The organism is Pseudohongiella sp. O18 (assembly GCF_021729085.1).
Classification (GTDB): Bacteria; Pseudomonadota; Gammaproteobacteria; order Pseudomonadales; family Pseudohongiellaceae; genus Pseudohongiella.
This window is the reverse complement of record NZ_JAJSAR010000001.1, coordinates 414346-438607: the sequence shown is the minus strand read 5'-3', so window position 1 is coordinate 438607 and position 24262 is coordinate 414346. Positions and strand designations below refer to the sequence as shown.

The following is a 24262-nucleotide window of genomic DNA, read 5'->3' as shown; positions in this document are numbered from 1 at the left end:
AAGGAAACATATTGAATACCATCAGCATTCTAGGTAGTGGTTGGCTTGGCTTACCTCTGGCACAGCATTTCTTACAAGCGGGTTACACAGTCAATGCGTCTACGACATCAGACAGCCGAGTCGCTGACATAGAATCTATCGGTGCCAATCCATTTATAGTCGACATAGATTCGTTCGCCCAAAGCATAGAAAATTTCCTCAAGGCGAATATCCTGATAATCAACATACCATCAAAGAACATTGATGGTTTTAGTCAATTGCTACATGAGATAGAAAAATCCGACATTGAGAACGTATTATTTGTTAGCTCTACTTCAGTCTATCAAGAGACAAATACGACCATAACAGAGTCAGATGGTGTCGAATCCGTCCAAAGTCCCTTGCTGAACATCGAAAACCTGTTCAGAAGTAGCGGCAAGTTTAAAACGACAATTGTCAGGTTTGGTGGGCTGATTGGCTACAGTCGCAAGCCCGGCATGTTTTTTCGCAAAGGTAAGTCTGTTCGTAACGCAGATTCAAATGTAAATCTGATACATCATGACGACTGCATCGGCATCATTAATGGAATTATCGAACAGGAAGTTTGGGGCGACGTTTTTAATTGTTGTGCTGACACCCACCCGACAAAAAGAGAGTTCTATACGCTTGCCGCTGAGTCTATTGGTCGCCCTGCACCTGAGTTTGAGAGTCAAGATACCAGGTCTTTCAAGATAATCAGTAATCAGAAAGTGAAGCGTGTTCTGGGCTACACGTTTAAATATCCGGATTTGATGAATATTGAGTTCAATGAAAGCAGATAACTAGTGCATATAGCCAGACTAAAAGCCAACTGCCACGGTCGATGTATACGCGTTTAATCAGTGCGGGGTTAAGAGGCTTCGAGGTGTGAATCGCATCTAATAGTCAGCAAGAATGGAATATTTAACGTCGTGAGATCGTTTGATAAGGTACACGCATGGCAAAATAGCTTGGGCGCCTAATTCGCTAAAGTTTGAGGAATACTATGAAACATTTTCATGTAATTGTTGCAGCCGTAATCTTGACTTTCGGTTTAAGTGATGGCGCACTTTCCAGTCAAGAGAAAAAGAAGGAGTTACCCCCAGGTTTGCAAAAACAGGTAGAGAGGGGTAGGGAACTGCCTCCGGGCTGGCAAAGGAAACTTGTGGTAGGCGAGATTGTCGATCAACATATCTATGACCGAGGACGAATCATTCTAAGAGAGGATGGTCACGTTACAATTAATGTAGAGGGTGAGATATTCAGAGTCATAGAAAACACCCGGGAAATTGTTGAGATAATCCAGCGCTCATTCTAAATAATACGCCGTAGATGAGTATTGATCTCGTAGTCTTACTGCCAAACCACACATCGCCATTAATTGACCCTTGAATGGAGCCTGGACAGCAGAGCGGGCATGATCGCTATCGCAAGCATGATGCTGGCTGGGATTAACCACTGAGACAGGCGGAACAAGAGTTCCTGGTGGGTCCATGCAGGCAAGAAACTATTGATGGACATGAGTGAGGAGTTGAGAACAGGAAGGATCGAAAAAAATACTGTCAGACCTGTCAGCCAGCCAATGGAAAGCACCAGGTATCGCAAAAAAACCTTGCGTGAGATCCGAGTGGCCACTTTTTCAGAAAAGAGATCTGAATCGATGTTTGAAAACTCAGCTGAAAGCGCTTGCTCAAGCCGGGCATCAATTGATTCATGGTCAGACATTGTGGTTCTCCGTCAATTGAGGCTCCAGTAGATCCCGCAGTTTATCTTTTCCTGTTTTGATGTAGGTTTTCACAGAACCCAAAGGAAATCCACTGATGTCGGCAACTTCTGAGTGCGAATATCCCATCGTGTAGCACAGTGTCAGGCAGATGGTCTCATTCTCCGAAAGCGTTTCGAAGGCCTTCTCCAGGTCCAGGCGCATATCAACCGGGTCGTCAATGTGACTGCTATCAGTTTCCAGAGCCTGGAATTGCTGCCACTTTTCAGCGCGCCTGGAGTGCAATCGTTTCTCTTGAAAGTAGCAACGCTGGGCAATTTTCAACAGCCAGCCTGAAAACTGCCCGCTCGGCTGGTACTTGCCGATATGGCGGAACGCCAGCAGAAAACACTCCTGTGCCAGGTCGTCGGCCTGATCTTTGTCCTGGCATAGCCGTCTCAGAAAGCCACGCACCCTGGCGTTATGTCGCAGCACCAGGGCTTTAAAGGCAGCCTGATCGCCCAGAAGCTGAACGCGGTTTACCAGATTCATATCAGATAAATCGTTCAGCTTGGACATGTGACGAGCTTTGTTGTCTGGCAAACCGTTGCCGCCTGGGTTGGTAAACAGATCAGTTTTCTTTAAGGCGCGATGCGATGAGATAGCTTATGCCAATGCTCAGGGGCAGTAAACTTAACAGGCTCAGTCGGGCTGGGTTGCCAAACACTTCAAACATCAGCATTAAAAAGATAGCGCCACCAATCGTCAGGTAGAACACAGCCATGCGGATGTCGCTGCCTGGCGTGCTGGAATTGGGTTGATTGAGCACAGCCAGCATTTCGGGTGTGACCTCCCGATTAGCGTCCAGCATCTTTTCGATGATTTTCAGCTTTTTGCTACGGTACTTCAGGTAAATATAAAGCATCGCAATCGGGCTGCCGAACAAACTGATAAACAAGGTCATGGCAATAAGTGTATCTCCGCCCATCGTATGTATCCTCAGTGCATGGGTTAAAATCAGGCTTTTCAGCCACTCTTACCCTGACAATGCTCTGATTCCGGCATTTGGATGTAGGGATGAACGATTAATTTTGAGATATCGCTGTTGAGCCAGGCAGCTAAAGGGTCTTGAATGTAAACTCGTTTACTGTGACCCTGAGACAGTGAGCAAACAGGGAAAGCGAAATCGAATGAATCGAACAGATATACGCCAGGCGTTGCTTATCACTAATCCCAAAGCCCGACAGTGCGCCGGCGCACAATTGGACGAAGGCATTGCAAAGCTGGAGCGGGCTGGCATGGCCGTTGAGCGATTGGTGTCCAAGAACCCTGAGGAAAGCCGCCGCGCGGTGCTGGATCGTAAAGAAAGACTGGATCTGGTGATCGTCGGCGGGGGCGATGGCACAATCAGTTCCATGGCTGGCACAATGCATGAGAGTGGCCTGGTGCTGGCCATATTGCCCCTGGGTACGGCCAACGATCTGGCTCGTTCGCTAGGGCTTACCGGCGAACTGGACGAAGCGTTTGATGTCATTGTGTCGGGTGTGCGTCAGTCGATTGACCTGGGTATGGTAAACGACCACTACTTTTTTAATGTCGCGCATCTCGGGTTGGGAGTGCAGGTTACCGAAGAGTTAAGCGATGAAGTGAAAAAGCACTGGGGCGTTTTTAGCTACCTGAAGGCATTCTTTTCGGCGCTGCTGCGAATAAAGCAATTTAAGGTCACCATTACTGCCGATGACGTTCCTCACCGCCAGCGCTCTATACAGATTGCGGTTGGCAATGGACGCTACTATGGTGGTGGCAATGTGATTGATGAAAACAAACGCATCGATGATGGAAAGTTATCATTGTACAGTCTACGCCCGCAGGGGGTTTGGGAGCTGTTAACGTTGGCGCCTTTACTGCGTGATGGTCGGCAAAGATACAACGCACGGGTGTTCAATCTGCAGGCCGAAAGCATCACCCTGACAACAGGGCGGAAAGTGATGGCTATTCACGCCGATGGCGAACCGGTGACTAGCACACCGGCACATTTTAAAGTATTACCAGATGCACTCGAAATTCTAGCACCCAAACCGATATCTTTGGTTGAATAGAGGTTGCTGATTTATCGTCGGCGGGAAAAACCACATTAAGGGAAATGAGTATGAGCTTATTGCGCAATGACCTACAGGTTGCACTGAACAACTTACATGTTGCGCTTATAAGCAGTGACGAAGACTATCGTGACGCTGCTGAGTTTGTGAGTGACAGTGCGGTCAAGGAACTGTTTATGCAGCTTGCAGAAAGCCGACAGGTTCTGGAGAAATCAGTAGCAGTGGCCATCCGGGCCAGTGACGACCTGCCCTCGGTCCCCGATCCGGACCGACAAACGGGCCAGCATTTATTGCAGCGACTGGAGGCGGCATTTTCTGCCGATCAGACAGTCGAAATTATTGACCAAAGACTTGCTGAAGAATCTCAACTCGAACAGCTTTTAAACGATTCCGAAATGTCTGTGATCGACAAAGAGTTTCCGTCGTTACGGGCAGAGTGTTTGACAAGTATCAGTGAAGCAAAAGAGAAGCTGGAAAGAGCTAAGATGAGTTGAGCGAGGGCGGAGATGTGCTTGGTTCTAGTGCAGTAATCTCAAAAATCATCATTCTCGCGCTCCTGCTGGCATCGCTCCCAAGTCTGTCATCCGCGCAGAGTCAAACCTCAGCAGGCGGGGAGTCATTAGACCTCGAAGCTTTTGCCCAACAGCTCGACAAACTGCGAGAAGCGGCCAATATTCCCGGAATGTCTGTGGCTGTCGTGAAAAATCACGCAGTCGTCCTTGCGTCAGGGCTTGGTTATGCTGATGTCGAAAATGGCATTCCAGCTACTGCCGCTACCGTTTATGACGTCGCATCTGTCTCGAAACCACTCTCTGCCGTCCTGGCTCTCCGGCTCGTGGAGAAGGGTCTACTTGATCTTGATACGCCAATCAGTACCTACAGTGATTGGTCAAACTTTTGCGCAGAGTTCAGCCAACAACCGTCCATCTTTGCACAGGAGCTTCACTGCCAGCCTTCCGACCACACGCTTCGACACCTGTTGTCTCACACGGCGACGGGAGTCCCCAATACCCGTTTCTCGTACAACCCCATTCTCTATTCATGGGCATCGCGTCCCATCATGGCAGCCGCTGACGAGTCTTTCTCGACTCTTATCCAGCAGCATATTTTCGATGTGGCTGAAATGGAGCAGTCGGCGCGCAGGCACAGGAACCTGCCGCTACGTGACGATCTGGCTCAGCAGTTAGCCCCTCCTTATCGAATTGACAGTTCTGGAGCGCCGCAGCGCGCGCCTGCACCTCCACCTCAGGGTGACGGCGCTGCCGGAGGAGTCATCACCACCGTTCTCGATCTTGCCAGGTTCGACATCGCGCTTGATCAGGGGGTGTTAATCTCAGCAGAGTCGAAGGCAGAAATGATGGCGGCCACCACGTCGCGCAACGGTGAGCTCTTCCCGTATGGCATTGGCTGGTATGTGCAGGGGTATCAGGGGCACAAACTCGTCTGGCATTCGGGATGGTGGGAGGATGCCTATTCAGCGCTGTATCTTAAGGTGCCTGCCCAGGGTCTTAGTTTCATTCTCTTGGCCAACAGTGAGGGTGTCTGGTGGGACAATCCACTTGACCGGGCCGAAGTTCAGCGCTCGGAATTTGCGCAGGCATTTCTTCGATCGTTCGTTTATTGAAATGATCTATATGGCTGAACGTCACCACTCGAAAGATCATGGAACAGCGCGCCTGGTCTTATAACGGCTTCTATAAATTAAGTAAGCAGCATTCAGAATATCTAAACGAGACCAGGCAATACTTTGAGATGGGTATGCGTGATGAGGCACTGTCCGTAAAGGCACGGATCCGAAAAATTTTGAAAAAAGGTTTCTAACAAGAGATTGCAGGGAGTAATAAAGCATGTATGTGCCAGCTCATTTCAGGGAAGACGACATCGGAAAGCTTCAGCAGTATATTCGTGACTATGGGTTTGGTCTGTTGGTGATTGCGGATGATGCTGGCATTGAGGCGAATCATGTTCCCTTCCAGTTAGTTGCTGATCCAGAAGGTTCTCCTGGCAAGCTTCACTGTCATCTGGCTCGCAACAACCCCGCCTGGAAGCGACTACAAGAAGGGGGACGCGTACTTGTGGTCTTCCAGGGGCCACATGCCTACATTTCACCGTCGTGGTATGAGACGAAGGCAGAAACAGGCCGGGTGGTCCCAACCTGGAACTATCTTGCTGTCCACGCGGAGGGCAGCGCCCGAATTATCGAGGACAGTACCTGGCTGCAACAGCATCTTCATCAGCTGACAGATCAGCATGAGTCTGGTATGAGTGATCCCTGGTCTGTCGATGACGCGCCATCGGAATATACAGATCGGCTGATAACGGCAATCGTTGGTGTTGAAATCACCATTGAGACTTTGACTGGCAAACTAAAAGCGAGTCAGAATCAGCCAGAAAGAAATCGTGCTGGTGTTAAAGCAGGACTCGAGGCCGGGGATAGAGCACACAGCCGTGAGATGGCAGGGCTCATCAGCTAACATGAAGGGCGCCATATGTGTGTCATCTGAAAAAAACAGAAAGGAATTCTATGACCAGGCATGAAGGGTCTTGCCTTTGCGGCACTGTGAAATTTGAAGTCCTTGGAGACTTCGACAGCTTTTACCTTTGTCATTGCAGGCACTGTCAAAAGGATACGGGTTCTGCCCATGCGGCGAATCTATTCTCACAGTCGGCAGAGTTGAAGTGGCTTGCCGGTGAGTCGGCTGTGAGCTCCTTTACGCTTCCGGGTACTCGTCACAACAAAAGTTTCTGTAAGTTTTGTGGTTCCGCGCTGCCAAGCGAGGACACAACAGATCTGGTAGTCGTTCCGGCCGGGTGTCTGGATACGGAAGTAGCTATGTTGCCAACCGCGCGTATCTTTACATCAAGCAGAGCGCCGTGGAGTGATTCGATTGGTGACGCGCCAGAGTTTGAGGGTCTGCCGAAGTAAGTTGACGCAATGTAGCAAACCGTCGAGCACTTTACGTTGATTACAGACGGTCAGGCTTACGAGGCCGAGATGACAAAAGTAAAAATCAATTACATTGAGCTGCCGGCCACAGATATCGATGGTGCCAAAATGAATACGCGATATGCTCGGAGTGAGGAGGCGCTATGGCCGAAGGAATATCATTAGCATTTTTCATTATAGCATTCGCCTGGGTTTTTATTGCAGCGTTCACGAAACGCGGCAAAGGTGTCCTCTTGGGTGGTAAAATAATCAAGACGTTTGATAGCGTTTCCTCCAAAAGAAAAATAGTTTCCCACGAGGTTAAAGTACACGCTGTTGATGGTGGGCCAGTGCGACTTGTTGGATTGGAAATTTCAACGACCTCATTGGGAAGTATGAGAGGGTATACCGTTTCGTTTCCGGCAGGCGAAGCGCGGGAGCTGGCAGCCCTGCTGATTGAGGCTGCGGATTATCAAGAAGATAAACTACAGGCCTAGTCAATGCCGCCTAAAGGCCTCATCTCGTCCTTCCAGTAAGCTGCCGGATTTCTATTGTAATCTCGGATTCGGAATGCTAGACAAGTAATTTTTGACTGGAACTCTAATCATGACAGGATCATCACGCGGACAATCCCCAAGACTGCAAAGCCGTCGCCGGTTCTTGCGTCAATCCATACAGCTGGGTGCCGTTGGTGCTATCGGTGCCAGTGGTCTGTGGCTGCCCGGCCGTGTTGCCGCGCAAAGCTCACCCTCATCGGTCGTGGAGATCGACACTGGCAGAGTGCGTGGTTATGTCAATGAAGGGTGAGCGTGTTCAAAGGCATACCCTATGGCGCGTCCACCGCGGGAGAGAACCGCTTTCGTCCACCACAGCCAGCGACTGCGTGGACGGGTATCCGGGAGTCGGTCGAGTACGGACCCACAGCGCCCCAAACATTGGGGAGCAACGGTCAGCTGGCAGCGGGTCAGAGTGAAGACTGTCTGGCGATCAATGTCTGGACGCCGGAAGCCAATAGCAACCGGAAGCGACCAGTGATGTTCTGGTGTCATGGCGGTGGTTTTACCAGCCTCAGCGGTTCCAGCCCCAGCTACGATGGCACCAATCTTTGCAATCGTGGTGACGTGGTTGTCGTCACGGTCAATCATCGCCTCAATATCATGGGCTTCACCCATCTGGCAGAGCTGGGTGGCGAGTCATTTGCGCATGCCGGGACAGCGGGTATGCTGGATCTGGTCGCGGCACTGCAGTGGGTGCAACGCAATATTGAACAGTTTGGTGGCGACCCGGACAACGTGATGATATTCGGTGAGTCCGGCGGTGGTCGCAAGGTCGGTACATTGCTGGCCATGCCTGCCGCCAAAGGGCTGTTTCACCGTGCAGTGATTCAAAGCGGACCCACCATTCGTCTGGCCTCGGCAGAGGCCGGCACACGTCAGGCTACCTCGCTATTTGAGGAGCTGGGTCTGCAAACCGGTGATATGCAGGGCCTGCAGAACGCCCCGGTCGAACGTATTATCGCCGCCTATCAGGCCATTTCACGAACCAGCAGTTTTGCGCCGGTTGTGGATGGCGATGCCCTGCCTGCCTCACCGTTTCACCCGACCGCCTCCGCTGTGAATCCGGATGTGCCCCTGATCGTGGGCGCCAATCGCACTGAGCTGACCCTGCAAATGCGAGGCGACACTGAAGCATTTAACCTTGATGAAGCCACGATGATGCAGCGGCTAGAGTCAATACTGGGAGACATGACACGTGAAGTCGTTGATGTCTATCGCAGCGCCGAGCCGGATGCCTCGCCCAGCGAACTGTTCTTCCTGATTGTCAGCGATCGCGCTTACGTAGTGCCTTGCACGGTTATTGCTGAACGTCGTGCTGCATTGAATGCTGCGCCAGTCCGTTCCTACTATCTGACCTGGGAAACCCAGACGCTTGATGGTCGGCTGATGACACCCCATGCACTGGACATTCCATTTGTCTTTGACAACACTCATGCTGAGCGTACGGTGTATGGATTCACAACCGGCACCGCCGAAGAGCGCGCGATGGCGGACAAGATCAGCGACAGCTGGATTGCCTTTGCGCGTAGCGGCAACCCCGATACTGGCAAGCTGCCTGACTGGCCTGTATACACTGGCGAATCGCGTCAGGTCATGGTGTTGAACAACGAGAGCCGGGTCGTCGAAGACCCGATCCGCGAGCGTCGGCAGGTAATGCAGCGAGTCATGAATCTGACGTAAGGTAACTCAGGACATTTGATGAAAAGAACCTGGACAATTGTTGGCGTTGCTGACGTCGCCAGAAGTTATCGCTGGTATCAACAGTTGTTTGGGCAGTCTCTGGGAGAGCCTGCCCACGACTACTTCGGGCAGATTCTGGATGACGATGGAACCGTGCTCCTTTGTCTGCATAGATGGGGCGATCATGATCATCCCACGCTCACCAGCCCGGCCAGCGCCACGCCTGGCAATGGACTTTTGTTGTTTTTCAGAGTTGACGACTTTGACGAAGCGCTAGCGCGGGCCCGGACGCTGGTTCCCAGTCTTGAGGAGGAGCCCAACACAAATCCTGCCACTGGCACGCAGGAATTCGCGTTGCGAGATCCTGATGGGTACTACGTCATGATTAGTGACCTTGGCGTTGCATAGCTGTCAACAATACTCTTTAACGCATGACTGAAGGTTGAAGCGCCACTCATGGCCTCTATGAAAGTCAGAGTCATAAAATCATACAAATCAGCCTACCCCGACCCGATCTCATTTGAGGTCGGTGAGGCCGTCAGTCTAGGTGAGATGGATGACGAGTATCCGGGCTGGATAAGGGTAACGACAGCAAATGGCAATACTGGTTGGGCGCCTTTGAAGTATCTCGTCAGCTCAGGGCCGAATGATGCCATTGCAAGATCGCAATATTCGGCCCAAGAGCTTAGCGCGGAAGCCGGTGAGAGCTTAGAATTAATCAAACAGCTTGATGGCTGGGCGTGGTGCCTGAACGACGAAGGCAGACATGGTTGGCTGCCATCAGCACTATTGCAACAGATTTAACCGGCATGGCAACTCCCCTCACCATAGATCACCTGCGCCGCTACGCCATCTCGCGCAGCCTCTTTAAACCGACCACCCTCTCTCGTGCGATTGCCAGGCTGGGTTTTGTCCAGCTTGACCCGATACGCGCGCCTGCGCGAGCCCAGGATCTGACACTGCGCCATCGCGTTGACGACTACCATGCCGGCGATCTGGAGGCCCGGTATCCGCGCTTGGCTGTTGAAGAAGACTTCTTTGTTAACTACGGCATCCTGCCGCGCAACACGCAGCAGCTGATGCATCCGCGCACGGCGCGCAAGGAGTGGTCATCTGCACGTTGGGAGCAGGCTCAGGCAGTGCTGGAATTCGTAAAGAGCGGCGGTGTTGTGCATCCGCGCGAAGTGGACGCGGCTTTTCAGCATGGCACCACAAAAAACTGGTTTGGTGGTAACAGCCGCGCCAGTACGCAACTGCTTGATGGTATGCACTATCGTGGCCTGCTGCGTGTGGCGCGTCGTGAGGCTGGCGTGCGCCTGTATGCGCCGTCTTTGTCTGAGGCTCAAGAGCCCGTTGCGGCAGATACTGTGCTTGATGTATTAATTGACGTCGTAGTGGCCAAATATGCCCCACTGCCTGCGGCTACGCTGGGCCGTCTGATAAGCAGCGTGTGTTCTTCGGCAGTCCCTCAGTGGCGTGAGCGACGGGGTGAGGCTCTCGCGCGGGCCAGGGCTCGTCTGCCGCAGGCAACAGTGGACGGTAGCAGCTGGTTCTGGCCAGTTGGCGATAATCCGGGTGCTCGCCGTTTCGCCCATGATGAAAGTCTGGATGAAAAATTGCGCCTCCTGGCGCCTTTTGATCCGATAGTCTGGGATCGAGATCGCTTTGAGCGGTTCTGGGGTTGGGCCTACCGCTTCGAGGCCTACACACCGGCGAGACAACGAGTGCGTGGCTATTACGCAATGCCGATGCTGTGGCGTGGCCAGGTGATCGGCTGGGCCAATGCCACGATCCATGACGGGGCTTTGGTGTTGGAGCCTGGGTATGTCAGTGGGCGCGCCCCCAAAGAAGCGGGCTTTAAATCAGCGCTGCAGGATGAGCAGATCAGTCTGGAGCGTTTTCTGTCGCTGGACCGGGCCTGAATCAGGGAGTGTCATGGCATGCATGACGTGAAGCAAAAATACCTTGAGCGTCTGACAGACGAGCCTCGGTGGGTGGAAACGCGCGATCTTTTGGCTTCAGATCGGTCACTGGCCCTGGAGAATCCGACCCAGGATGGGTTCATCGTCTGGAGCACCGAAGACGATATAGGCTCTGTGGTTGGTCGGGTAGATCCCGCGCAGCTGTTACGTGCGGCTGAGGATGTGTCTGAGTTACTGGCTTTTTCTGACAACGTTGCACAGGCAAACCAGGTGCTGAAGGACTTTCGAGCTGAGATCGCCACCATATTCATCTCGCCAGGTGAGCTACCCCGGACCATCCAGCACAATTGCCGCTTGATGGGGCACGCAGATGCGGCCCTGCTGGAGCACCTTCCTGAGGGCCTAAAGGAAGAAATCTGTGATGTATTGGGTGATAAAGTTCAGGTGGTGGCTGCATTTGATGGTGCTTTGCCCGTTGCATTCGCTTACGTTGCGTCCGAAACTGAAGCCCTGTGGGACATCTCTATTGATACTCTGGCAAGCCATCGACGCCGAGGCTTTGCTGCTTCTGCGGTGACCGCGCTCATGGGCATTATGGAGAAGCGCGGTAAAACGGCAGTGTGGGGGGCGCTACAAAGCAACCCGGCCTCCGTAAAGCTGGCTCAACACCTGGGCTTCCGCGAAGTTGATGAACTCTGGGTGTTAAGCCGCGAGGATACTGGCAGCTGACATCTTTTTCTTGCCGGCGTGCGTAAGAAATTAAGAGACAAGACCTCAAACCGGCTGACAGGGCGGTATTCTGAGTCGCCTGTTTGAGCAACCCATTTGCAACACAGGGAGCTTCCGAATGAGCAACCCGATCATCGCTGACAACAAGCCGATCAAAGTCGAACTCAAAGAGGGTTCCGAATATTACTTTTGCATGTGCGGGCGTTCCAAGGATCAGCCTTTCTGTGATGGGTCGCACAAAGGAACGGATTTCAAACCCAAAGCCTTTAAAGCAGAAGAAAGCGGCGACGCCTATTTGTGCCGATGCAAGCATACCGCCAATGCGCCTTACTGCGATGGCACGCATAAACAGTTCACGTCAGAACAGGTCGGCAAGGAGGGGCCCGGCGCGTCGGATTCCGATTCCGAGGCCCCGGCTCCCAAAGCAACCAAAGAAGAACCCACAGTCGAATTTATTCATCAGTTGGCGCGCGAGGGTTTGTCCAAAATGGGCCACCATGGCCCGATGACCGCGATGGGTGTGCCGCGGCACACTTTACCCCATTGGGATGACCTGCAGTTAATGGTCGCGCAGATGGCTACTAAACCACTGATGGAAGATGCCGCGGTCACGACCGAACTGGTCATCGGCCCGGAAGCCAGAAAGCCACTGGTATTAAAAATCCCCCTGTTTGTCTCCGACATGAGTTTCGGCGCTCTGTCAGAAGAAGCCAAGATTGCACTGGCCAAGGGTGCGGAGCTCGCAGGAACCGGCATCTGCTCAGGTGAGGGCGGCATGTTGCCCGAGGAACAGGCGGCGAACTCCCGTTATTTCTATGAGCTTGCCAGTGCCCAGTTTGGCTATAAGGAAGAACTGTTAGAGAAGGTTCAAAGCTTCCATTTTAAAGGTGGCCAGGGGGCGAAGACCGGGACTGGTGGGCACTTGCCAGGTATCAAAAACAAGGGAAAGATCTCTGAGGTACGCGGGATTCCGGAAGGCGAAGCGGCTGTGTCGCCACCCACGTTCAAGGATCTGTCCACGGTCAAGGATTTTGCGCGCTTTGCTGGCCGCGTGCGTGAGATTACCGGTGGCATACCGGTTGGCTTCAAACTGAGCGCCAATCATATCGAACGTGATATTCAGTTTGCGCTGGACGCGGGCGCCGACTACATTATTCTGGATGGTCGTGGCGGTGCCACGGGGGCTGCGCCGGAAATGTTCCGCGACCACATCAGTGTACCAACCATTCCGGCCCTGGCGCGTGCGCGCCGCTATCTGGATGCTCAAAAAGCCAGCGGCCGCGTGACGCTGATTATCACAGGTGGCTTGCGTGTGCCGATTGATTTTGTGAAGGCGATGGCCCTGGGTGCCGATGGTGTTGCACTGGCAAACAGTGCCATTCAGGCGATCGGCTGTGTCGGCGCAAGAATGTGCAACACCAACAATTGCCCGGCAGGAATCGCGACGCAGCGAGAGGACCTGCGCAAACGCCTGGACGTCGACGCGTCGGCAGAGCGGCTCAACAACTTTCTGCGAGCCTCGGTAGAACTGATGCAGGTGATGGCGCGCGCCTGTGGGCATGATTCGCTGGGTAAGTTCAATCCGGATGATCTGGCGACCTGGAACCGGGATATGGCGTTGCTGTCGGGTGTGCGCTACTCAGGCGCAGAATCGATTTATCCGGATAAATAACAGCCAGGCGCGTGTCGAAATAAGCCTGTCATGGACGACTACAGAAGGATCAACACAAAGGAGCTGTATCAATGTCAAAAGTGACGCCGTTTTTAATGTTTAATGATCGCCTGGAAGAGGCGATCAGGTTCTATACTGAAACCTTTCCGGATTCCCGAGTCCGGAAAATGGCACGCAATGGGGAAGACGGCCCGATTACGTCTGCAGAGTTCGACATCGGTGGTCAGTCCTTCATGGGTTATCAGGCCGGAGGTTCTTACTTCAGCTTCTCCCAGGGTTTCTCACTTTATGTGGACTGTGAAGATCAGGTGGAACTCGATGGTTACTGGAACAAGTTCATCGATGCGGGTGCAACACCGATGCAGTGCGGCTGGATTACAGACCAGTTCGGACTGACATGGCAGATTGTTCCAAGGCGTTTCATGGAACTGATCAACGACGGGAACGCCAACAAGGTTCAGGCTGTGATGGGCGCCATGATGCAAATGGTCAAGATTGATGTTGCCGCGCTTGAGAGAGCATATGATCAGGCATGACGGTAGCCAATACTGGTTTGATCAGGCAATAATCAGACTTCTATAACAAGGATATATAAATGAAGCTGCCGCTGAATCTGTTGAAAGACTTTGTTGTCATGAGCCCAAACAAGGCTGCTACGGTAGAGCGCTTTGATCCGGGGCTTTACGAACGGCTCGATAAAACTTACGGCAGCTTCGAGGGGCACGACCTGATCTCCTGTCATGAGTTTGATGTTGACTGGCCAAGCTGGGAGATGCATCCGCATGGAGACGAAATTGTCGTACTGCTGGCTGGCTCGACAACGTTTCATCTGCAAGCTGAGGACGGTGATAAGACGATTGAGCTGTCGGAGCCCGGGCAGTATGTGATAGTGCCAAAAGGCATCTGGCATACTGCAAAAACACCGGAGTTCTCACGCGTGCTCTTCATTACGCCTGGACAGGAAACTCAAAACAGAGCGTTGTAATCATGGAGCTGGCGCTATTTGTCCTCGTCTCATTGGGCCTGATCATAGTTCCGGGTCCCAATGTGATCGTGATCATCACCACCAGCGTGGTGCATGGCAGGTCAAGAGGCATGCAGACAGTCGCGGGAACCAGCGCAGCGATGATTATCCAGTTAATGGTCGCCGCGCTGGGAACAGCCTGGTTCGTCACGGCGATAAGCGAAGGGCTGAGGTGGCTGAAATGGCTGGGCGTGGCTTACCTGTTGTATCTTGGATTCAGGCATCTTAAGGCGTCTTTGCAACGCGTGGCGGCCACGCCACCCACTGCCCTGGGCTCATTTAACAGAGGGTTCTGGGTGTCCCTGACGAACCCCAAGACCATCCTTTTCTTCGGCGCGTTCCTTCCCCAGTTTGTCTCCCCCGGCCAATCCTACCTGGCTCAGGTTGCTGTCCTGTCATCGTTATTCTGGGTGATGGCAGTCACACTGGACTCACTTTACGCGTTGCTGAGCAGCAAAATCGCGAGCAAACTTAAGTCTCTGCCGGACAGTCGTGCCACAGGCCTCTTTAGTGGCGGTTCGTATCTTGGTGCGGGCGCCGCACTGGCGACAGTGGGGCGCGAATGACGTCGGCATAAGCCTATATAAGTAAATCAACAGGGACGGGTATATACATGATGAATAGACTACAAAAGGCTGGATTGGTTATTTGCCTGGTATGTCCAATGAGTGTGGTGCAGGCCGATCAGCTTACTGACACGGGCTTGTATGTGAGCGCTGGTGTTGGGCAGAACTGGATACAATCCGGCCTTCCTGAAGAGAACACCACTGTTTTAAAAGTCGCAGCCGGCTGGCAATTCAATCCTTATCTTGCCCTGGAGCTTGGGTACAAGGATTTGGGTGAATATCCTGCGCCGAACTCGTTATACAGCGATTTTGATGTCACCGGTGCAACAGCTTCTATCATTGCCCAGTTTCCCTTGTCCGAACGACTTGCAGTCTATGGCAAGGTGGGCAATTTCTGGTGGAGCGCTGATTCCTCCTTCTTCTTTTTCAGTCGGAATGGCGGGGAGAATCAGTTAACTATATTGGAGATTGATGAATCCGATATCGTTTACGGCCTGGGCCTCAGCTACGAGCTCTCGCAGACCCTGGAGATTGACCTGGAATACAATGCATTTGACCTGGAATTTTCAGATTGGCCTAATCTCAACAACAAGAGTTCAGCGTTGACTGTGTCACTGAAATATGAACTTTAGGTGAGGGTCTGCTGACGTAGAAAGGGACTGAGTGTTGGATCAGTATCATGTGTTCGCGTTTTTTACGACAGTCGTTACTTCTGTAGCGGCTGTGATGCTTCACTACGAAGCCTTCATTGTGTTTAGTCGTTTTATTGCCAGGTCCTCACTTTCGCATCGACAACGTATCCTGCTGCTATTGTTTGGCATACTTATTATTCACGTCGCCGCTATCTGGATATTCGGCATCAGTGCCTGGTGGCTGGTAGAAAAAAATGACGTGGGTGTTGTCAGTGGTTATGAGGTGATGTCATTTCTGGACTATATCTTCATGTCAGCGGTGACCTACACCACGTTGGGATATGGTGACATGATTCCCATGGGGCCAATACGCTTTCTTTATGGCACACAATCACTAGTGGGATTCGTGCTGATCACATGGTCAGCGTCATACACATTCCTCGAGATGCAGAGAAACTGGAACAAAGATTAAAGGGAACTGACATGTTTACAAGTATGGACGAGCTGGAAAAGGGCTTGAGTGACATCAAGAGCTCACCCAAAGAAGTTGGTACGGTGGAGTTGATCGTCCGTAGGCCGGAAACCGGTGAGCGTGAAGTTCTGGCGCACGCCGAGCTGGATTCAACTCACGGGCTGGTAGGTGACAACTGGCTGACCAGAAGTGATGGCAAGGGCAGAAGAGCAACTGCCAATCCGGATATGCAGATTAACCTGATGAACTCACGCAGTATCTCAGTGATTGCACAAACCAGGGACCGTTGGCCGCTTGCGGGCGATCAGTTTTATGTGGATCTGGATCTGAGTGCTGAAAATTTGCCCGCCGGCACGGTCCTCGAGATAGGGACTGCCAGGTTGGAAGTCACCAGCGAGCCGCACCTGGGATGCAAGAAGTTCAAGGAACGTTTCGGCAAAGACGCGGTTTTATTTGTAAACTCTGATGAGGGAAAAGCGCTCAACCTTCGAGGGATCAATGCGCGGGTTACGGTTGCAGGCGTCGTAAAGTCGGGAGACACTATCAGAAAAGTAGACTGACTTTGCTTGTCGAATTTGACCAAAAGGTGATCGTATGTCCAGTCTATCTGGCGGACTTGTGCATGACATGCCGACAGACTTCCTCGCTGCGCTGAAGAGAAGTGACAAAACCGTTGAACTCTGGGAAAGCTTGACGCCGATTGCCCGCAATGAGTTCATATGCTGGATTGAGGATGCCAAGCAGGAAAAAACACGACTAAGGCGAATTGATCGCGCTGTGGATGAGCTGCTCGAAGGAAAGCGGCGGCCGTGCTGTTGGCCGGGCTGTGTCCACCGGACGGACAAGAAACCGAGCCCATGGCAGCAGAGTCAGGGAAGAAAGGCATGAATATCCGTCGCTACCGGCCAGGCGAAGAACACAGGCTCTTTGATGTCTTTCACTCAGCCGTCCACCTGATTGCCAGTCGAGATTACACTCCACAGCAAATACAGGCCTGGGCGCCCGATGATCTGGATCCTGAGCTATGGGTGCAGAAGATTCGAGGGATAAAACCCTTCGTGGCTGAGTTAAACGGACAGCTGGTGGGTTACGCAGATATACAGCCCGATGGATATGTGGACCATTTTTTTGTCTCAGGGCATCATCAATCCAAAGGCATCGGCAAACTTCTAATGTCAGCGCTGCTTGGCGAAGCGGCGGCACTGGGGCTCAAAGAAATGACAGCGGACGTGAGCCGCACGGCACAACCTTTTTTTGCAAAATACGGTTTTTGCATCGTCGAGCAACGCTTGCCGGAAGTTCGCGGTGTTGTTGTTCCGAATGCACGGATGCGGAAATCGTTGCCTGACTGAAACAAGAAAATTTAAATGAACCCGCCAGCCATTCGCATCGTCTTAAGAGATGAGTGAATCGGAGTGACGAATGCAACAGGCTGAAGAAGAGCTTTTGGTGCTGGAAGCTCAGGATGGCGACAACAGGGCTTTCCAACAGCTTTTTCAGCGCTACCAGAACGCTCTACTGCGTTATGGTTACAAAGTAAGCGGTGATCGTCAGATAGCACAGGATGCAGCCCAGGAAGCCTGGTTCAGACTGGCCAGAAACATTCGTCAATTAGATGACCCCAAAGCGTTCAAGAGTTGGATGTATCAGCTGGTGCACTGGAGTTGTATCGATCTGCTCAAAAAAACCAGAGGCTCGGATCAGCAACTTGACGTGTCGGATGTTGAGCCCGAGCTCAGTGATGATAACAGTGAACAACAAGAATCGCTCAATGCCGCGATCAATCGACTGCCTTCGCTGGAGAAGCAGATGATCCACTTGTTCTACCTGGAGGAAATGTCCGTCAGGCAGGTGGCGCAGGTGCTCAGGATATCAGAGGGCACAGTCAAGTCGCGGTTGAATCGGGCCCGAAGATTGCTGAAAGAGCGGTTTGACGTATAAGCCATTGATTCAGGAGAGCAGAGAATGAATCTGGACAATCGTATTAAAAATGAACTTGAAAGTGATGCGGCAGAGATTGATAAGGCGATGGCAGAAAAGGAGGGGCTGATTCAGTTTGCTGCCAGTCCGTTTAAAGGTGGGCTGCGGCATTGGATGGTGGTTGCCTACGTGGCGATAGCCGTGCTGACCGTGGTCCTGATCTGGTGCGGGTATCGCTTTTTTATGGCAGAGAGTGTCGACCAGCGGGTCTTCTGGGGGGTGTGGTTCGTCATGACAGTCAATGCTCAGGGGATGTTAAAGCTGTGGAGCTGGATGGAGATGAATCGAAACTCCGTGATACGTGAAATCAAGCGCCTGGAAATCGCAGTTGGCAAGCTGCATACTGGCAACAGCTGAACCACGTTGAAGAGGCGGAGAGAACTATGAAACTGGGTTGCTTTTCCATCAGTCTGACAGTCAAAGATCTGCAAAAGTCCAAAGCTTTTTATGAAAAACTGGGTTTTGAAGTCTACGCTGGCGCAGAGTCACACAATTTTCTGATCATGAAAAATGGCGAGACCAACATCGGATTGTTTCAGGGGATGTTCGACAAAAACATACTGACATTCAATCCTGGATGGAATCAGAATGCTGAGAATCTGGAAAGCTTTGAAGACGCACGTGAGCTTTGCCGTCAACTGGAGTCCAAAGGAATTGAAATAGTTGAGCCGTCCATTTCGGGTGATAAAGGACCGGCGAGCTTTACGGTATTTGATCCGGACGGTAATCCCATTCTGATTGATCAACATGTCTAAGCCGGATAGTCAGTTATCCAGGTTGTGTGTTGATGGATCTTTTTGATGAAGGACACAGTGAATCACTGGCGATTGATGACGCGGAGATTTTGCTTTGGCGCCATGTTGATTTCGGCGAAGACAAACAATTGCTGGAGCGGCTGATACGGGAGACCAACTGGCGGCAGGATCGCATCACCCTCTGGGGGAAGTCATACCTTCAGCCCCGCTTGCTTGCCTGGCACGGGGATGCGGGAGCGGAATACTCGTACTCCGGCATAACACTTGCGCCCGAGCAATGGTCTGATCTTTTGCTGGATATCAAATCGAAAGTTGAAGCACTGAGCGGCGCCTCGTTCAACAGTGTACTTGTCAACTATTATCGCGACCATCGGGATAGTATGGGGTTCCATGCCGACGATGAACCGGAGCTGGGGGCGCAACCGGTCATCGCATCTGTCTCATTTGGTGAGGAGCGGCGCTTTGTGTTGAAACACAGGCACCGCAAAGACATCGAAAATGTGGTATTGCTGCTCCCTTCCAGCAGCCTTTTATTGATGGCGGGAGAGACACAGAAAAACTGGAAGCATGGTATCCCGAAAGAAACGCGCCCTCGCGGACCAAGGGTCAATCTGACTTTCAGAACGATAATCACGCCGTCTTAATGTGAACTCTCTCTGTGCCAATATGGTCGTCTGCATGATAGCGCAGGCCTTATTTAGTGCCGAATTTTTCGTGCTCTCCCAGATCAGGCTGCTCACCTTTGGCCTTTGCAGCCGTGGTTTTGATGCTTTTTACCATTTTGCTGCTGTCACTGTTCCAGTGCTCGCCTTTGTGAACCTTGATTTCCAGCATGCCAACATTGGGCGACTCCTTCCCTTCCGGAAACCAGGCGCCAATGACTGAATTCCAGTATCGATCGATGAGTGTTTTATCGCGCGTGGCACGGCCAGTGCCGGTCAGCGAGACGTAGACATGGTTGTGAGGATCAGAGAAAGACACGCAGACATCGTTGTCATCCTCAAGTTCAAATACTTTCTCTGAATCCAGGTCGGTGAAGAACCACAATGTTCCGTCGTATTCATCCTGTACCAGCACCATTGGCCGCGAGCGCAGCTCCTCACCATGACGTGTTGTCAGCATGGCGTTCTTGATGTCTTTGATAAGGTTCCAGATCTTCTGTTTGTGCTCGGGGCTGGACATAGTCTTTCTCCTGTAAACTTCGATGAAAGTCGATGTCACGCATCACGCGCAACAATAAGCTCCATAGTGGCCTACGACTCGAACCTTTAAGTGGTTTGGTCTGATCTGATCCGGATTCACGCCAATTTGACTTGCGTTGTTTTTGTATCTAAAGCAACATTTGCATTAACGGCGCGATAACACCTACCTTGCGATTGTTAATGCTGGTACGGGTTGCCTCCTGAAAAATTTCGAAATCCTGCCAAGGAGTTAACCATGATTGCTGCCCCACTGCCCGCCGACGAAATTGAGCGTCTTTCACAGCTAAAGTCGCTAAATATTCTGGATACGCCCCCTGAGGAGCGCTTCGATCGTGTCACGCGCATGGCGCGGCGGGTGTTTGGAGTGCCCATTGCCCTGGTCAGTCTGATCGATGAAAATCGCCAGTGGTTTAAATCCTGCCTTGGACTGGAAGCCAGCGAGACCGATCGGCAGATCTCCTTCTGTGGACACGCCATCCTGAACTCAGGCGCGTTTGTTATCGAAAACGCCTTGGCTGACGAGCGCTTTGCGGATAACCCACTGGTCACCGGGGAACCACATATTCGATTCTACGCCGGATATCCGTTGCGAACCGTCAGTGGACAGCCCATGGGAACGCTGTGCATCATCGACCGTGAACCACGAACGTTGGAGAAGGACGATATAGAGATGCTGGCTGACCTCGCAGGGATGGTAGAGCGCGAGCTAATGGCTGTGCAGTTGGCGGTGTCGGATGAACTGACACGAATTTCGAACCGACGGGGCTTTCTGACGCTCAGCAAATACAGTCTGGAATTGTGCAGACGGCAGATGTTTCCGGCGACGCTGGTCTATTTTGATCTGGATAAATTCAAGCAAGTGAATGATGTCCATGGGCATGCGGAGGGTGATCGGGTACTTCAGCTTTTTGCGGACCAGATGCGCTCCTCATTCAGAACCTCGGATGTGTTCGCCCGACTTGGCGGCGATGAGTTTGTCGTCCTGATGACCAATGTTGATCCAGGTACCATTAGGAATCTGATAGAACAGTTTCGTGAGCGACTGCAGGCGCAGTGTGAAAAGCTGGCGCTACCTTACGAGTTTGGGTTTTCCTATGGTTTGGTTGCTTATGAACCACTCAAACATGCGTCAATTGAGGATATGCTGCACGAGGCGGATGCGGCGATGTATGCGAACAAAAAGGCGAAGCGTGCCGCTGACTGACACTCCAGGGCTCCAGTGATCGCGATGTGACCCGACGGACACGCCTGTCCGTGTGATCAATCAGGAAAGGAGTGATCAACTTTGCCGGCTATCTGCCGCTATTACTCGTATACCCAGTCACGATGTTATAGCGATCTGATTCATGCGAGACAATACCAGCCCTTCTTCACGTGCATTTGAAAATCTTGTCCTGGCAGCGTCAGCGCCGCTATTGTTTTGTTCCCAGCTGCACGCAGAACCACTCAGTACAGAGCTGATCTACACTGGCGAGCTGTGGTCCAATCAGAGCGGCGGAATCTCTCAGGACGAGGTTTATCTGGATAATCTCGACTTGACGTTGACACTGGACGCGGAAAGGGCCTGGGGCTGGGACGGTGTAACGGTGTTTGCCTATGGTTTGTACAATAACAATGACACGCTGTCTGACAGGCTAGTCAGCTCCGTGCATGGCATCAGCAATATCGATACGACCTCCATGCTTGGTATTTTGGAACTGTGGATCGACAAAACCTGGCCATCTGCGCACTCTCTCCGTTTTGGTCTGTATGATCTGAACTCTGAGTTCGATGCGATCGACACAGCGGGTTTTTTCCTCAATCCCGCTCATGGGATCGGTACGGACTATGCTCAAAGTGGTGAGCGCGGTCCGTCTTTATTTCCCCTGACATCGCTGGCTCTGCGCTGGCAGGGCAGCGTGTCGGAAAGCATGTCATACCGTATTGCCATTCTGGACGCCGTGCCGGGAAATCCGGAAAACGACAACCACAGTGGCATTTACTGGAGCAGTGATGAGGGGTTACTGCTGGCGGCGGAAGCTGACCGACAGTTTTCGCAAAGCCGCCTGGGACTGGGCGCCTGGTTCTACACGACGGAAACTGAGACACTGGCCGATCCGGTGCAGCGAGATCCGTCAACGCGCCACAATAAAGGGCTGTACGGATTTATCGATCATGCGTTTGCTCCGGTTGACTGGCTACCCGGGCAGTTAAATGGTTTTGTTCGAGTCGGTATTGCCGACAGTCAGATAAATCAGCTGAGCGGGTACACCGGCGCAGGCTTGGTGTTAAGCGAATTTTTGGCGGCCCGGCCTGATGATGCCGTGGGTTTGGCGGTGGCCACGGGTGTGACGGGCGCAGACTTTAAATCGCTGAATCGTCTTGAAGGAGTTGATACGGCTGCCCACGAAACCAATTTCGAACTAAGTTATCGTGCACCATTGGGGGACGTAGTTTCAATTCAGACCAATTTGCAATACGTGGTCAATCCGGGTGCCGAACGCGACTCAGACGATGCTCTGGTATTTGGTCTTCGCTTGGAGCTGTCGCTGATGTAGTTGACTCTCTGCGCTCTCCCGCCGACGTCGACAAGCCACAGGCCTACAACCGGAATTTTGAGACCGCCTTTGTCAGTTCAGAGGCAATATCCGCCACGGCAACCGCGCTCTGGCTGGTGCGCCCCAGGCCTTCGGTGGTGATGTGTGACTGCCCGTCTATCTGCTCCAGAGATCTGCTGATATCTTCAGACACCGTGCTCTGCTGCGCAGCCGCGTCGGCGATCTGCACGCTCATGTCTTTTATTTCAGATACCCCGCGCACGATCGCCTCCAGCGAGGCCCCCGCACGGCGCGCCTGCTCCATCACTTTGCCGGATTTATTGCGGCTGCTCTCCATTGCCTTGACCGCTGACTGGGAGCCGCCCTGCAGCTTCTCGATGGTCGCCTGAATCTGTCCGATGGACTGCTGTGTGCGGCTGGCAAGCGTGCGAACTTCGTCGGCGACCACAGCGAAGCCACGGCCTTGTTCTCCTGCACGAGCCGCTTCAATGGCGGCGTTTAGTGCCAGCAGGTTGGTTTGTTCGGCAATACCGGTAATGGTGCTGAGTACTCCGGAGATGTCTTCGCTGTCCTCATTGAGTTGATTGATGACAGCGGCAGACTGTTCTATTTGTGCCGCCAGATCGCGCACGTCACTGATTGTGCCGCGGACCACCTCAGTACCAGCGGTGCTTTCCTGGTTAGCAGCAACGGCGGCATCCGCAATGCGTTTGATATTGTCGGCAACTTCCTGCGATGTGGCGGTCATTTCGTGCATGGCAGCGGCAACCTGGGAGATCGCCGCCTGCTGTTGATCAACACTGCCTCGGCTCTTGGAGGTGGTTGACGTCATGTCATCTGAAGCAGACGACAGTTGTTTGGCCGAGTCTCCAATGGCAGCTACCATGGTAGACAGATTTAAGCGCATCGTTTCCAGAGCTCTGGCTGAGTTGGCGATTTCCTGACTGCCATTAATCGTAAGAGATGTACCCAGATTCCCGGTGGCGGCTATTTCAGCGTTGGCGAGCAACTCGTTTAATGGTCCAACAATGCTGCGACTGATCAGCCAGGCGAGTGCAACCATCAATAGCACACCAACACCCAGACCAAGGCTCATCAACATGTTCGATGCTATAGCTGTCTCATCGGCTTCAGCCTCTACGGATGCCGCATTTTGCTCGATGAGTCTGGTCAGGCTCTCCATCTCATCCGCCAGACGGGCATATGCTGCCCGAAAGTCGTCCAGCTCGGCGAGGGCCTGCGTTGGCCGGGCTTCTGTCACAGGCTCGACAACGGTTGCTGCGGCATTGTTTTGTTCCTGAGGTTCATCGACCGTCAGAACACTGGCAGTCAAGGCTGGAGACGAACTTAGCGCCCGAGACAGATTGGATTCAGCGAGCGAAACGATACGGTCGGCCGAGTTGATGTAGTCGGTTAATACAGGCAACACAGTCTGTAGAGCGGTGGCTGTTTCCGGGTCCGTGATAAGCGACTCATTGGCCGCCAGCATGTCGCGGAAGGTCTGGGCGTGCTCGCGCTGATCAGCGCGCGCTGTCTCAATTGCCTCGCGATCACCACTGCTGCTCGCCACCACCGCGGCGAGCACGTCAGAACTAAGCGCATCGTGCATCATGTCTGCGGTCAGGTGGTTGCCAAGAATGTTGGACTGAAGCTGTAAATGACTGGTCGATTGGTTTAATTGTGCAATGCCCGTGAAACCGAAGCCTCCAACAATCAAAAGTAGCAGAACTGCGAGGGCAGCCATGCCGATGAGTTTCTGTTTAACGGACATGAGGGTAAGCCTTTTTTACCGACGATAGAGATTTTGTAG

Annotated in this window: 34 protein-coding genes; 29 read left to right on the top strand and 5 right to left on the bottom strand. The window is 52.5% G+C overall.

What is annotated here, in order from left to right:
* Window positions 1-11: 11 nt before the first annotated feature.
* Window positions 12-800 (top strand): NAD(P)-binding domain-containing protein, encoded by a 789-nt coding sequence (locus LVD14_RS01975; RefSeq protein ID WP_237132346.1) that lies wholly within the window; start codon window positions 12-14, stop codon window positions 798-800.
* 203 nt (window positions 801-1003) lie between these two features.
* Window positions 1004-1315, top strand: a complete 312-nt coding sequence (locus tag LVD14_RS01970; protein WP_237132345.1) for a hypothetical protein — start codon at window positions 1004-1006, stop codon at window positions 1313-1315.
* A gap of 59 nt (window positions 1316-1374) precedes the next feature.
* Here the strand turns inward: LVD14_RS01970 and LVD14_RS01965 are convergent, their stop codons facing one another.
* Genes LVD14_RS01965 through LVD14_RS01955 form a run of 3 tightly spaced genes read right to left on the bottom strand, consistent with a single transcriptional unit; the run spans window position 1375 to window position 2687 of the window.
* Window positions 1375-1722 (bottom strand): hypothetical protein, encoded by a 348-nt coding sequence (locus LVD14_RS01965; RefSeq protein WP_237132344.1) that lies wholly within the window; start codon window positions 1720-1722, stop codon window positions 1375-1377.
* The gene (locus tag LVD14_RS01960) at window positions 1715-2278 is read right to left on the bottom strand and encodes an RNA polymerase sigma factor (protein WP_237132343.1); all 564 of its coding nucleotides are present in this window, start codon (window positions 2276-2278) and stop codon (window positions 1715-1717) included. Before LVD14_RS01960 ends, LVD14_RS01965 begins: the two co-directional genes overlap by 8 nt.
* 52 nt (window positions 2279-2330) lie before the next feature.
* Window positions 2331-2687: a DUF6249 domain-containing protein gene (locus LVD14_RS01955; protein ID WP_237132342.1), complete on the bottom strand. Its 357-nt coding sequence runs from the start codon at window positions 2685-2687 to the stop codon at window positions 2331-2333.
* Window positions 2688-2862: 175 nt separating this feature from the next.
* Between LVD14_RS01955 and LVD14_RS01950 the strand changes: the two genes are divergently transcribed.
* The 25 genes from LVD14_RS01950 (at window position 2863) to LVD14_RS01830 (ending at window position 19357) form a co-directional block, all read left to right on the top strand.
* A complete protein-coding gene (locus LVD14_RS01950; protein ID WP_237132341.1) occupies window positions 2863-3798 on the top strand; it encodes a lipid kinase in 936 nt (311 codons plus the stop codon).
* 176 nt (window positions 3799-3974) lie between these two features.
* A complete protein-coding gene (locus tag LVD14_RS01945; RefSeq protein WP_237132340.1) occupies window positions 3975-4292 on the top strand; it encodes a hypothetical protein in 318 nt (105 codons plus the stop codon).
* Window positions 4289-5422: a serine hydrolase domain-containing protein gene (locus tag LVD14_RS01940; RefSeq protein WP_237132339.1), complete on the top strand. Its 1134-nt coding sequence runs from the start codon at window positions 4289-4291 to the stop codon at window positions 5420-5422. The genes LVD14_RS01945 and LVD14_RS01940 overlap by 4 nt, the downstream gene beginning before the upstream one ends.
* Window positions 5423-5645: 223 nt before the next feature.
* The gene (locus tag LVD14_RS01935) at window positions 5646-6272 is read left to right on the top strand and encodes an FMN-binding negative transcriptional regulator (protein WP_237132338.1); all 627 of its coding nucleotides are present in this window, start codon (window positions 5646-5648) and stop codon (window positions 6270-6272) included.
* A 50-nt stretch (window positions 6273-6322) separates the two neighbouring features.
* Window positions 6323-6724, top strand: coding sequence for a GFA family protein (locus LVD14_RS01930; RefSeq protein ID WP_237132337.1), 402 nt, complete (start codon window positions 6323-6325; stop codon window positions 6722-6724).
* Between the two features lie 164 nt (window positions 6725-6888).
* Window positions 6889-7221: a hypothetical protein gene (locus LVD14_RS01925; RefSeq protein WP_237132336.1), complete on the top strand. Its 333-nt coding sequence runs from the start codon at window positions 6889-6891 to the stop codon at window positions 7219-7221.
* Between the two features lie 109 nt (window positions 7222-7330).
* Entirely contained in the window at window positions 7331-7531 is a 201-nt protein-coding gene (locus LVD14_RS01920) for a twin-arginine translocation signal domain-containing protein (protein WP_237132335.1), read from the top strand.
* 2 nt (window positions 7532-7533) lie between these two features.
* Window positions 7534-8961 carry a carboxylesterase/lipase family protein gene (locus LVD14_RS01915; protein WP_237132334.1) on the top strand — a complete coding sequence of 476 codons (1428 nt, stop codon included), beginning with the start codon at window positions 7534-7536 and terminating at the stop codon, window positions 8959-8961.
* Window positions 8962-8979: 18 nt separating this feature from the next.
* Window positions 8980-9369 carry a VOC family protein gene (locus LVD14_RS01910; protein ID WP_237132333.1) on the top strand — a complete coding sequence of 130 codons (390 nt, stop codon included), beginning with the start codon at window positions 8980-8982 and terminating at the stop codon, window positions 9367-9369.
* 48 nt (window positions 9370-9417) lie between these two features.
* Window positions 9418-9765 (top strand): SH3 domain-containing protein, encoded by a 348-nt coding sequence (locus tag LVD14_RS01905; RefSeq protein WP_237132332.1) that lies wholly within the window; start codon window positions 9418-9420, stop codon window positions 9763-9765.
* 5 nt (window positions 9766-9770) lie between these two features.
* Complete coding sequence (locus LVD14_RS01900) at window positions 9771-10883, top strand: DNA glycosylase AlkZ-like family protein (protein WP_237132331.1); 1113 nt, start codon at window positions 9771-9773, stop codon at window positions 10881-10883.
* An 18-nt stretch (window positions 10884-10901) separates the two neighbouring features.
* A complete protein-coding gene (locus tag LVD14_RS01895) occupies window positions 10902-11612 on the top strand; it encodes a GNAT family N-acetyltransferase (RefSeq protein ID WP_237132330.1) in 711 nt (236 codons plus the stop codon).
* Between the two features lie 118 nt (window positions 11613-11730).
* The gene (locus LVD14_RS01890) at window positions 11731-13284 is read left to right on the top strand and encodes a glutamate synthase-related protein (RefSeq protein ID WP_237132329.1); all 1554 of its coding nucleotides are present in this window, start codon (window positions 11731-11733) and stop codon (window positions 13282-13284) included.
* A 71-nt stretch (window positions 13285-13355) separates the two neighbouring features.
* Window positions 13356-13820, top strand: a complete 465-nt coding sequence (locus LVD14_RS01885; protein WP_237132328.1) for a VOC family protein — start codon at window positions 13356-13358, stop codon at window positions 13818-13820.
* Window positions 13821-13879: 59 nt separating this feature from the next.
* A complete protein-coding gene (locus tag LVD14_RS01880) occupies window positions 13880-14269 on the top strand; it encodes a cupin domain-containing protein (protein ID WP_237132327.1) in 390 nt (129 codons plus the stop codon).
* Between the two features lie 2 nt (window positions 14270-14271).
* Window positions 14272-14874 (top strand): LysE family translocator, encoded by a 603-nt coding sequence (locus tag LVD14_RS01875; RefSeq protein WP_237132326.1) that lies wholly within the window; start codon window positions 14272-14274, stop codon window positions 14872-14874.
* A 98-nt stretch (window positions 14875-14972) separates the two neighbouring features.
* On the top strand, window positions 14973-15506 hold the full coding sequence (locus tag LVD14_RS01870) for an outer membrane beta-barrel protein (protein ID WP_237132325.1): 534 nt from the start codon (window positions 14973-14975) through the stop codon (window positions 15504-15506).
* Between the two features lie 31 nt (window positions 15507-15537).
* A complete protein-coding gene (locus tag LVD14_RS01865; protein ID WP_237132324.1) occupies window positions 15538-15978 on the top strand; it encodes an ion channel in 441 nt (146 codons plus the stop codon).
* 11 nt (window positions 15979-15989) lie between these two features.
* Window positions 15990-16538 carry an MOSC domain-containing protein gene (locus LVD14_RS01860; RefSeq protein ID WP_237132323.1) on the top strand — a complete coding sequence of 183 codons (549 nt, stop codon included), beginning with the start codon at window positions 15990-15992 and terminating at the stop codon, window positions 16536-16538.
* 34 nt (window positions 16539-16572) lie between these two features.
* A complete protein-coding gene (locus LVD14_RS15615; RefSeq protein WP_411268240.1) occupies window positions 16573-16866 on the top strand; it encodes a YdeI/OmpD-associated family protein in 294 nt (97 codons plus the stop codon).
* Window positions 16863-17330, top strand: a complete 468-nt coding sequence (locus tag LVD14_RS01850) for a GNAT family N-acetyltransferase (RefSeq protein WP_237132322.1) — start codon at window positions 16863-16865, stop codon at window positions 17328-17330. The genes LVD14_RS15615 and LVD14_RS01850 overlap by 4 nt, the downstream gene beginning before the upstream one ends.
* Window positions 17331-17400: 70 nt before the next feature.
* Window positions 17401-17919 (top strand): RNA polymerase sigma factor, encoded by a 519-nt coding sequence (locus tag LVD14_RS01845; protein WP_237132321.1) that lies wholly within the window; start codon window positions 17401-17403, stop codon window positions 17917-17919.
* Window positions 17920-17943: 24 nt separating this feature from the next.
* Window positions 17944-18315 carry a DUF6768 family protein gene (locus LVD14_RS01840; protein ID WP_237132320.1) on the top strand — a complete coding sequence of 124 codons (372 nt, stop codon included), beginning with the start codon at window positions 17944-17946 and terminating at the stop codon, window positions 18313-18315.
* Between the two features lie 26 nt (window positions 18316-18341).
* A complete protein-coding gene (locus LVD14_RS01835; RefSeq protein ID WP_237132319.1) occupies window positions 18342-18713 on the top strand; it encodes a VOC family protein in 372 nt (123 codons plus the stop codon).
* A 32-nt stretch (window positions 18714-18745) separates the two neighbouring features.
* On the top strand, window positions 18746-19357 hold the full coding sequence (locus LVD14_RS01830) for an alpha-ketoglutarate-dependent dioxygenase AlkB family protein (RefSeq protein ID WP_237132318.1): 612 nt from the start codon (window positions 18746-18748) through the stop codon (window positions 19355-19357).
* A gap of 49 nt (window positions 19358-19406) precedes the next feature.
* Here the strand turns inward: LVD14_RS01830 and LVD14_RS01825 are convergent, their stop codons facing one another.
* Entirely contained in the window at window positions 19407-19895 is a 489-nt protein-coding gene (locus tag LVD14_RS01825) for a pyridoxamine 5'-phosphate oxidase family protein (RefSeq protein ID WP_237132317.1), read from the bottom strand.
* 255 nt (window positions 19896-20150) lie between these two features.
* Here LVD14_RS01825 and LVD14_RS01820 point away from each other — a divergent pair, with 255 nt between their 5' ends.
* The gene (locus LVD14_RS01820) at window positions 20151-21119 is read left to right on the top strand and encodes a sensor domain-containing diguanylate cyclase (RefSeq protein ID WP_237132316.1); all 969 of its coding nucleotides are present in this window, start codon (window positions 20151-20153) and stop codon (window positions 21117-21119) included.
* Window positions 21120-21261: 142 nt separating this feature from the next.
* Complete coding sequence (locus LVD14_RS01815; protein WP_237132315.1) at window positions 21262-22452, top strand: carbohydrate porin; 1191 nt, start codon at window positions 21262-21264, stop codon at window positions 22450-22452.
* A gap of 43 nt (window positions 22453-22495) precedes the next feature.
* On the opposite strand, the gene LVD14_RS01810 is transcribed toward LVD14_RS01815, so the two are convergent.
* Window positions 22496-24223, bottom strand: coding sequence for a methyl-accepting chemotaxis protein (locus tag LVD14_RS01810; RefSeq protein WP_237132314.1), 1728 nt, complete (start codon window positions 24221-24223; stop codon window positions 22496-22498).
* Window positions 24224-24262: the final 39 nt, after the last annotated feature.

Excerpts from the sequence above, each read along its gene's own strand:
- LVD14_RS01870 (WP_237132325.1), top strand. The coding sequence starts at position 14,973 with ATGAGTGTGGTGCAGGCCGATCAGCTTACTGACACGGGCTTGTATGTG.
- LVD14_RS01840 (WP_237132320.1), top strand. The coding sequence starts at position 17,944 with ATGAATCTGGACAATCGTATTAAAAATGAACTTGAAAGTGATGCGGCA.
- LVD14_RS01825 (WP_237132317.1), bottom strand. The coding sequence starts at position 19,895 with ATGTCCAGCCCCGAGCACAAACAGAAGATCTGGAACCTTATCAAAGAC.
- LVD14_RS01910 (WP_237132333.1), top strand. The coding sequence starts at position 8,980 with ATGAAAAGAACCTGGACAATTGTTGGCGTTGCTGACGTCGCCAGAAGT.
- LVD14_RS01820 (WP_237132316.1), top strand. The coding sequence starts at position 20,151 with ATGATTGCTGCCCCACTGCCCGCCGACGAAATTGAGCGTCTTTCACAG.
- LVD14_RS01815 (WP_237132315.1), top strand. The coding sequence starts at position 21,262 with ATGCGAGACAATACCAGCCCTTCTTCACGTGCATTTGAAAATCTTGTC.
- LVD14_RS01830 (WP_237132318.1), top strand. The coding sequence starts at position 18,746 with ATGGATCTTTTTGATGAAGGACACAGTGAATCACTGGCGATTGATGAC.
- LVD14_RS01925 (WP_237132336.1), top strand. The coding sequence starts at position 6,889 with ATGGCCGAAGGAATATCATTAGCATTTTTCATTATAGCATTCGCCTGG.
- LVD14_RS01965 (WP_237132344.1), bottom strand. The coding sequence starts at position 1,722 with ATGTCTGACCATGAATCAATTGATGCCCGGCTTGAGCAAGCGCTTTCA.
- LVD14_RS01930 (WP_237132337.1), top strand. The coding sequence starts at position 6,323 with ATGACCAGGCATGAAGGGTCTTGCCTTTGCGGCACTGTGAAATTTGAA.
- LVD14_RS01945 (WP_237132340.1), top strand. The coding sequence starts at position 3,975 with ATGCAGCTTGCAGAAAGCCGACAGGTTCTGGAGAAATCAGTAGCAGTG.
- LVD14_RS01890 (WP_237132329.1), top strand. The coding sequence starts at position 11,731 with ATGAGCAACCCGATCATCGCTGACAACAAGCCGATCAAAGTCGAACTC.
- LVD14_RS01875 (WP_237132326.1), top strand. The coding sequence starts at position 14,272 with ATGGAGCTGGCGCTATTTGTCCTCGTCTCATTGGGCCTGATCATAGTT.
- LVD14_RS01935 (WP_237132338.1), top strand. The coding sequence starts at position 5,646 with ATGTATGTGCCAGCTCATTTCAGGGAAGACGACATCGGAAAGCTTCAG.
- LVD14_RS01900 (WP_237132331.1), top strand. The coding sequence starts at position 9,771 with ATGGCAACTCCCCTCACCATAGATCACCTGCGCCGCTACGCCATCTCG.
- LVD14_RS01845 (WP_237132321.1), top strand. The coding sequence starts at position 17,401 with ATGCAACAGGCTGAAGAAGAGCTTTTGGTGCTGGAAGCTCAGGATGGC.
- LVD14_RS01885 (WP_237132328.1), top strand. The coding sequence starts at position 13,356 with ATGTCAAAAGTGACGCCGTTTTTAATGTTTAATGATCGCCTGGAAGAG.
- LVD14_RS01860 (WP_237132323.1), top strand. The coding sequence starts at position 15,990 with ATGTTTACAAGTATGGACGAGCTGGAAAAGGGCTTGAGTGACATCAAG.
- LVD14_RS01960 (WP_237132343.1), bottom strand. The coding sequence starts at position 2,278 with ATGTCCAAGCTGAACGATTTATCTGATATGAATCTGGTAAACCGCGTT.
- LVD14_RS01955 (WP_237132342.1), bottom strand. The coding sequence starts at position 2,687 with ATGGGCGGAGATACACTTATTGCCATGACCTTGTTTATCAGTTTGTTC.
- LVD14_RS01835 (WP_237132319.1), top strand. The coding sequence starts at position 18,342 with ATGAAACTGGGTTGCTTTTCCATCAGTCTGACAGTCAAAGATCTGCAA.
- LVD14_RS01970 (WP_237132345.1), top strand. The coding sequence starts at position 1,004 with ATGAAACATTTTCATGTAATTGTTGCAGCCGTAATCTTGACTTTCGGT.
- LVD14_RS01920 (WP_237132335.1), top strand. The coding sequence starts at position 7,331 with ATGACAGGATCATCACGCGGACAATCCCCAAGACTGCAAAGCCGTCGC.
- LVD14_RS01895 (WP_237132330.1), top strand. The coding sequence starts at position 10,902 with ATGCATGACGTGAAGCAAAAATACCTTGAGCGTCTGACAGACGAGCCT.
- LVD14_RS01850 (WP_237132322.1), top strand. The coding sequence starts at position 16,863 with ATGAATATCCGTCGCTACCGGCCAGGCGAAGAACACAGGCTCTTTGAT.
- LVD14_RS01810 (WP_237132314.1), bottom strand. The coding sequence starts at position 24,223 with ATGTCCGTTAAACAGAAACTCATCGGCATGGCTGCCCTCGCAGTTCTG.
- LVD14_RS15615 (WP_411268240.1), top strand. The coding sequence starts at position 16,573 with ATGTCCAGTCTATCTGGCGGACTTGTGCATGACATGCCGACAGACTTC.
- LVD14_RS01905 (WP_237132332.1), top strand. The coding sequence starts at position 9,418 with ATGGCCTCTATGAAAGTCAGAGTCATAAAATCATACAAATCAGCCTAC.
- LVD14_RS01880 (WP_237132327.1), top strand. The coding sequence starts at position 13,880 with ATGAAGCTGCCGCTGAATCTGTTGAAAGACTTTGTTGTCATGAGCCCA.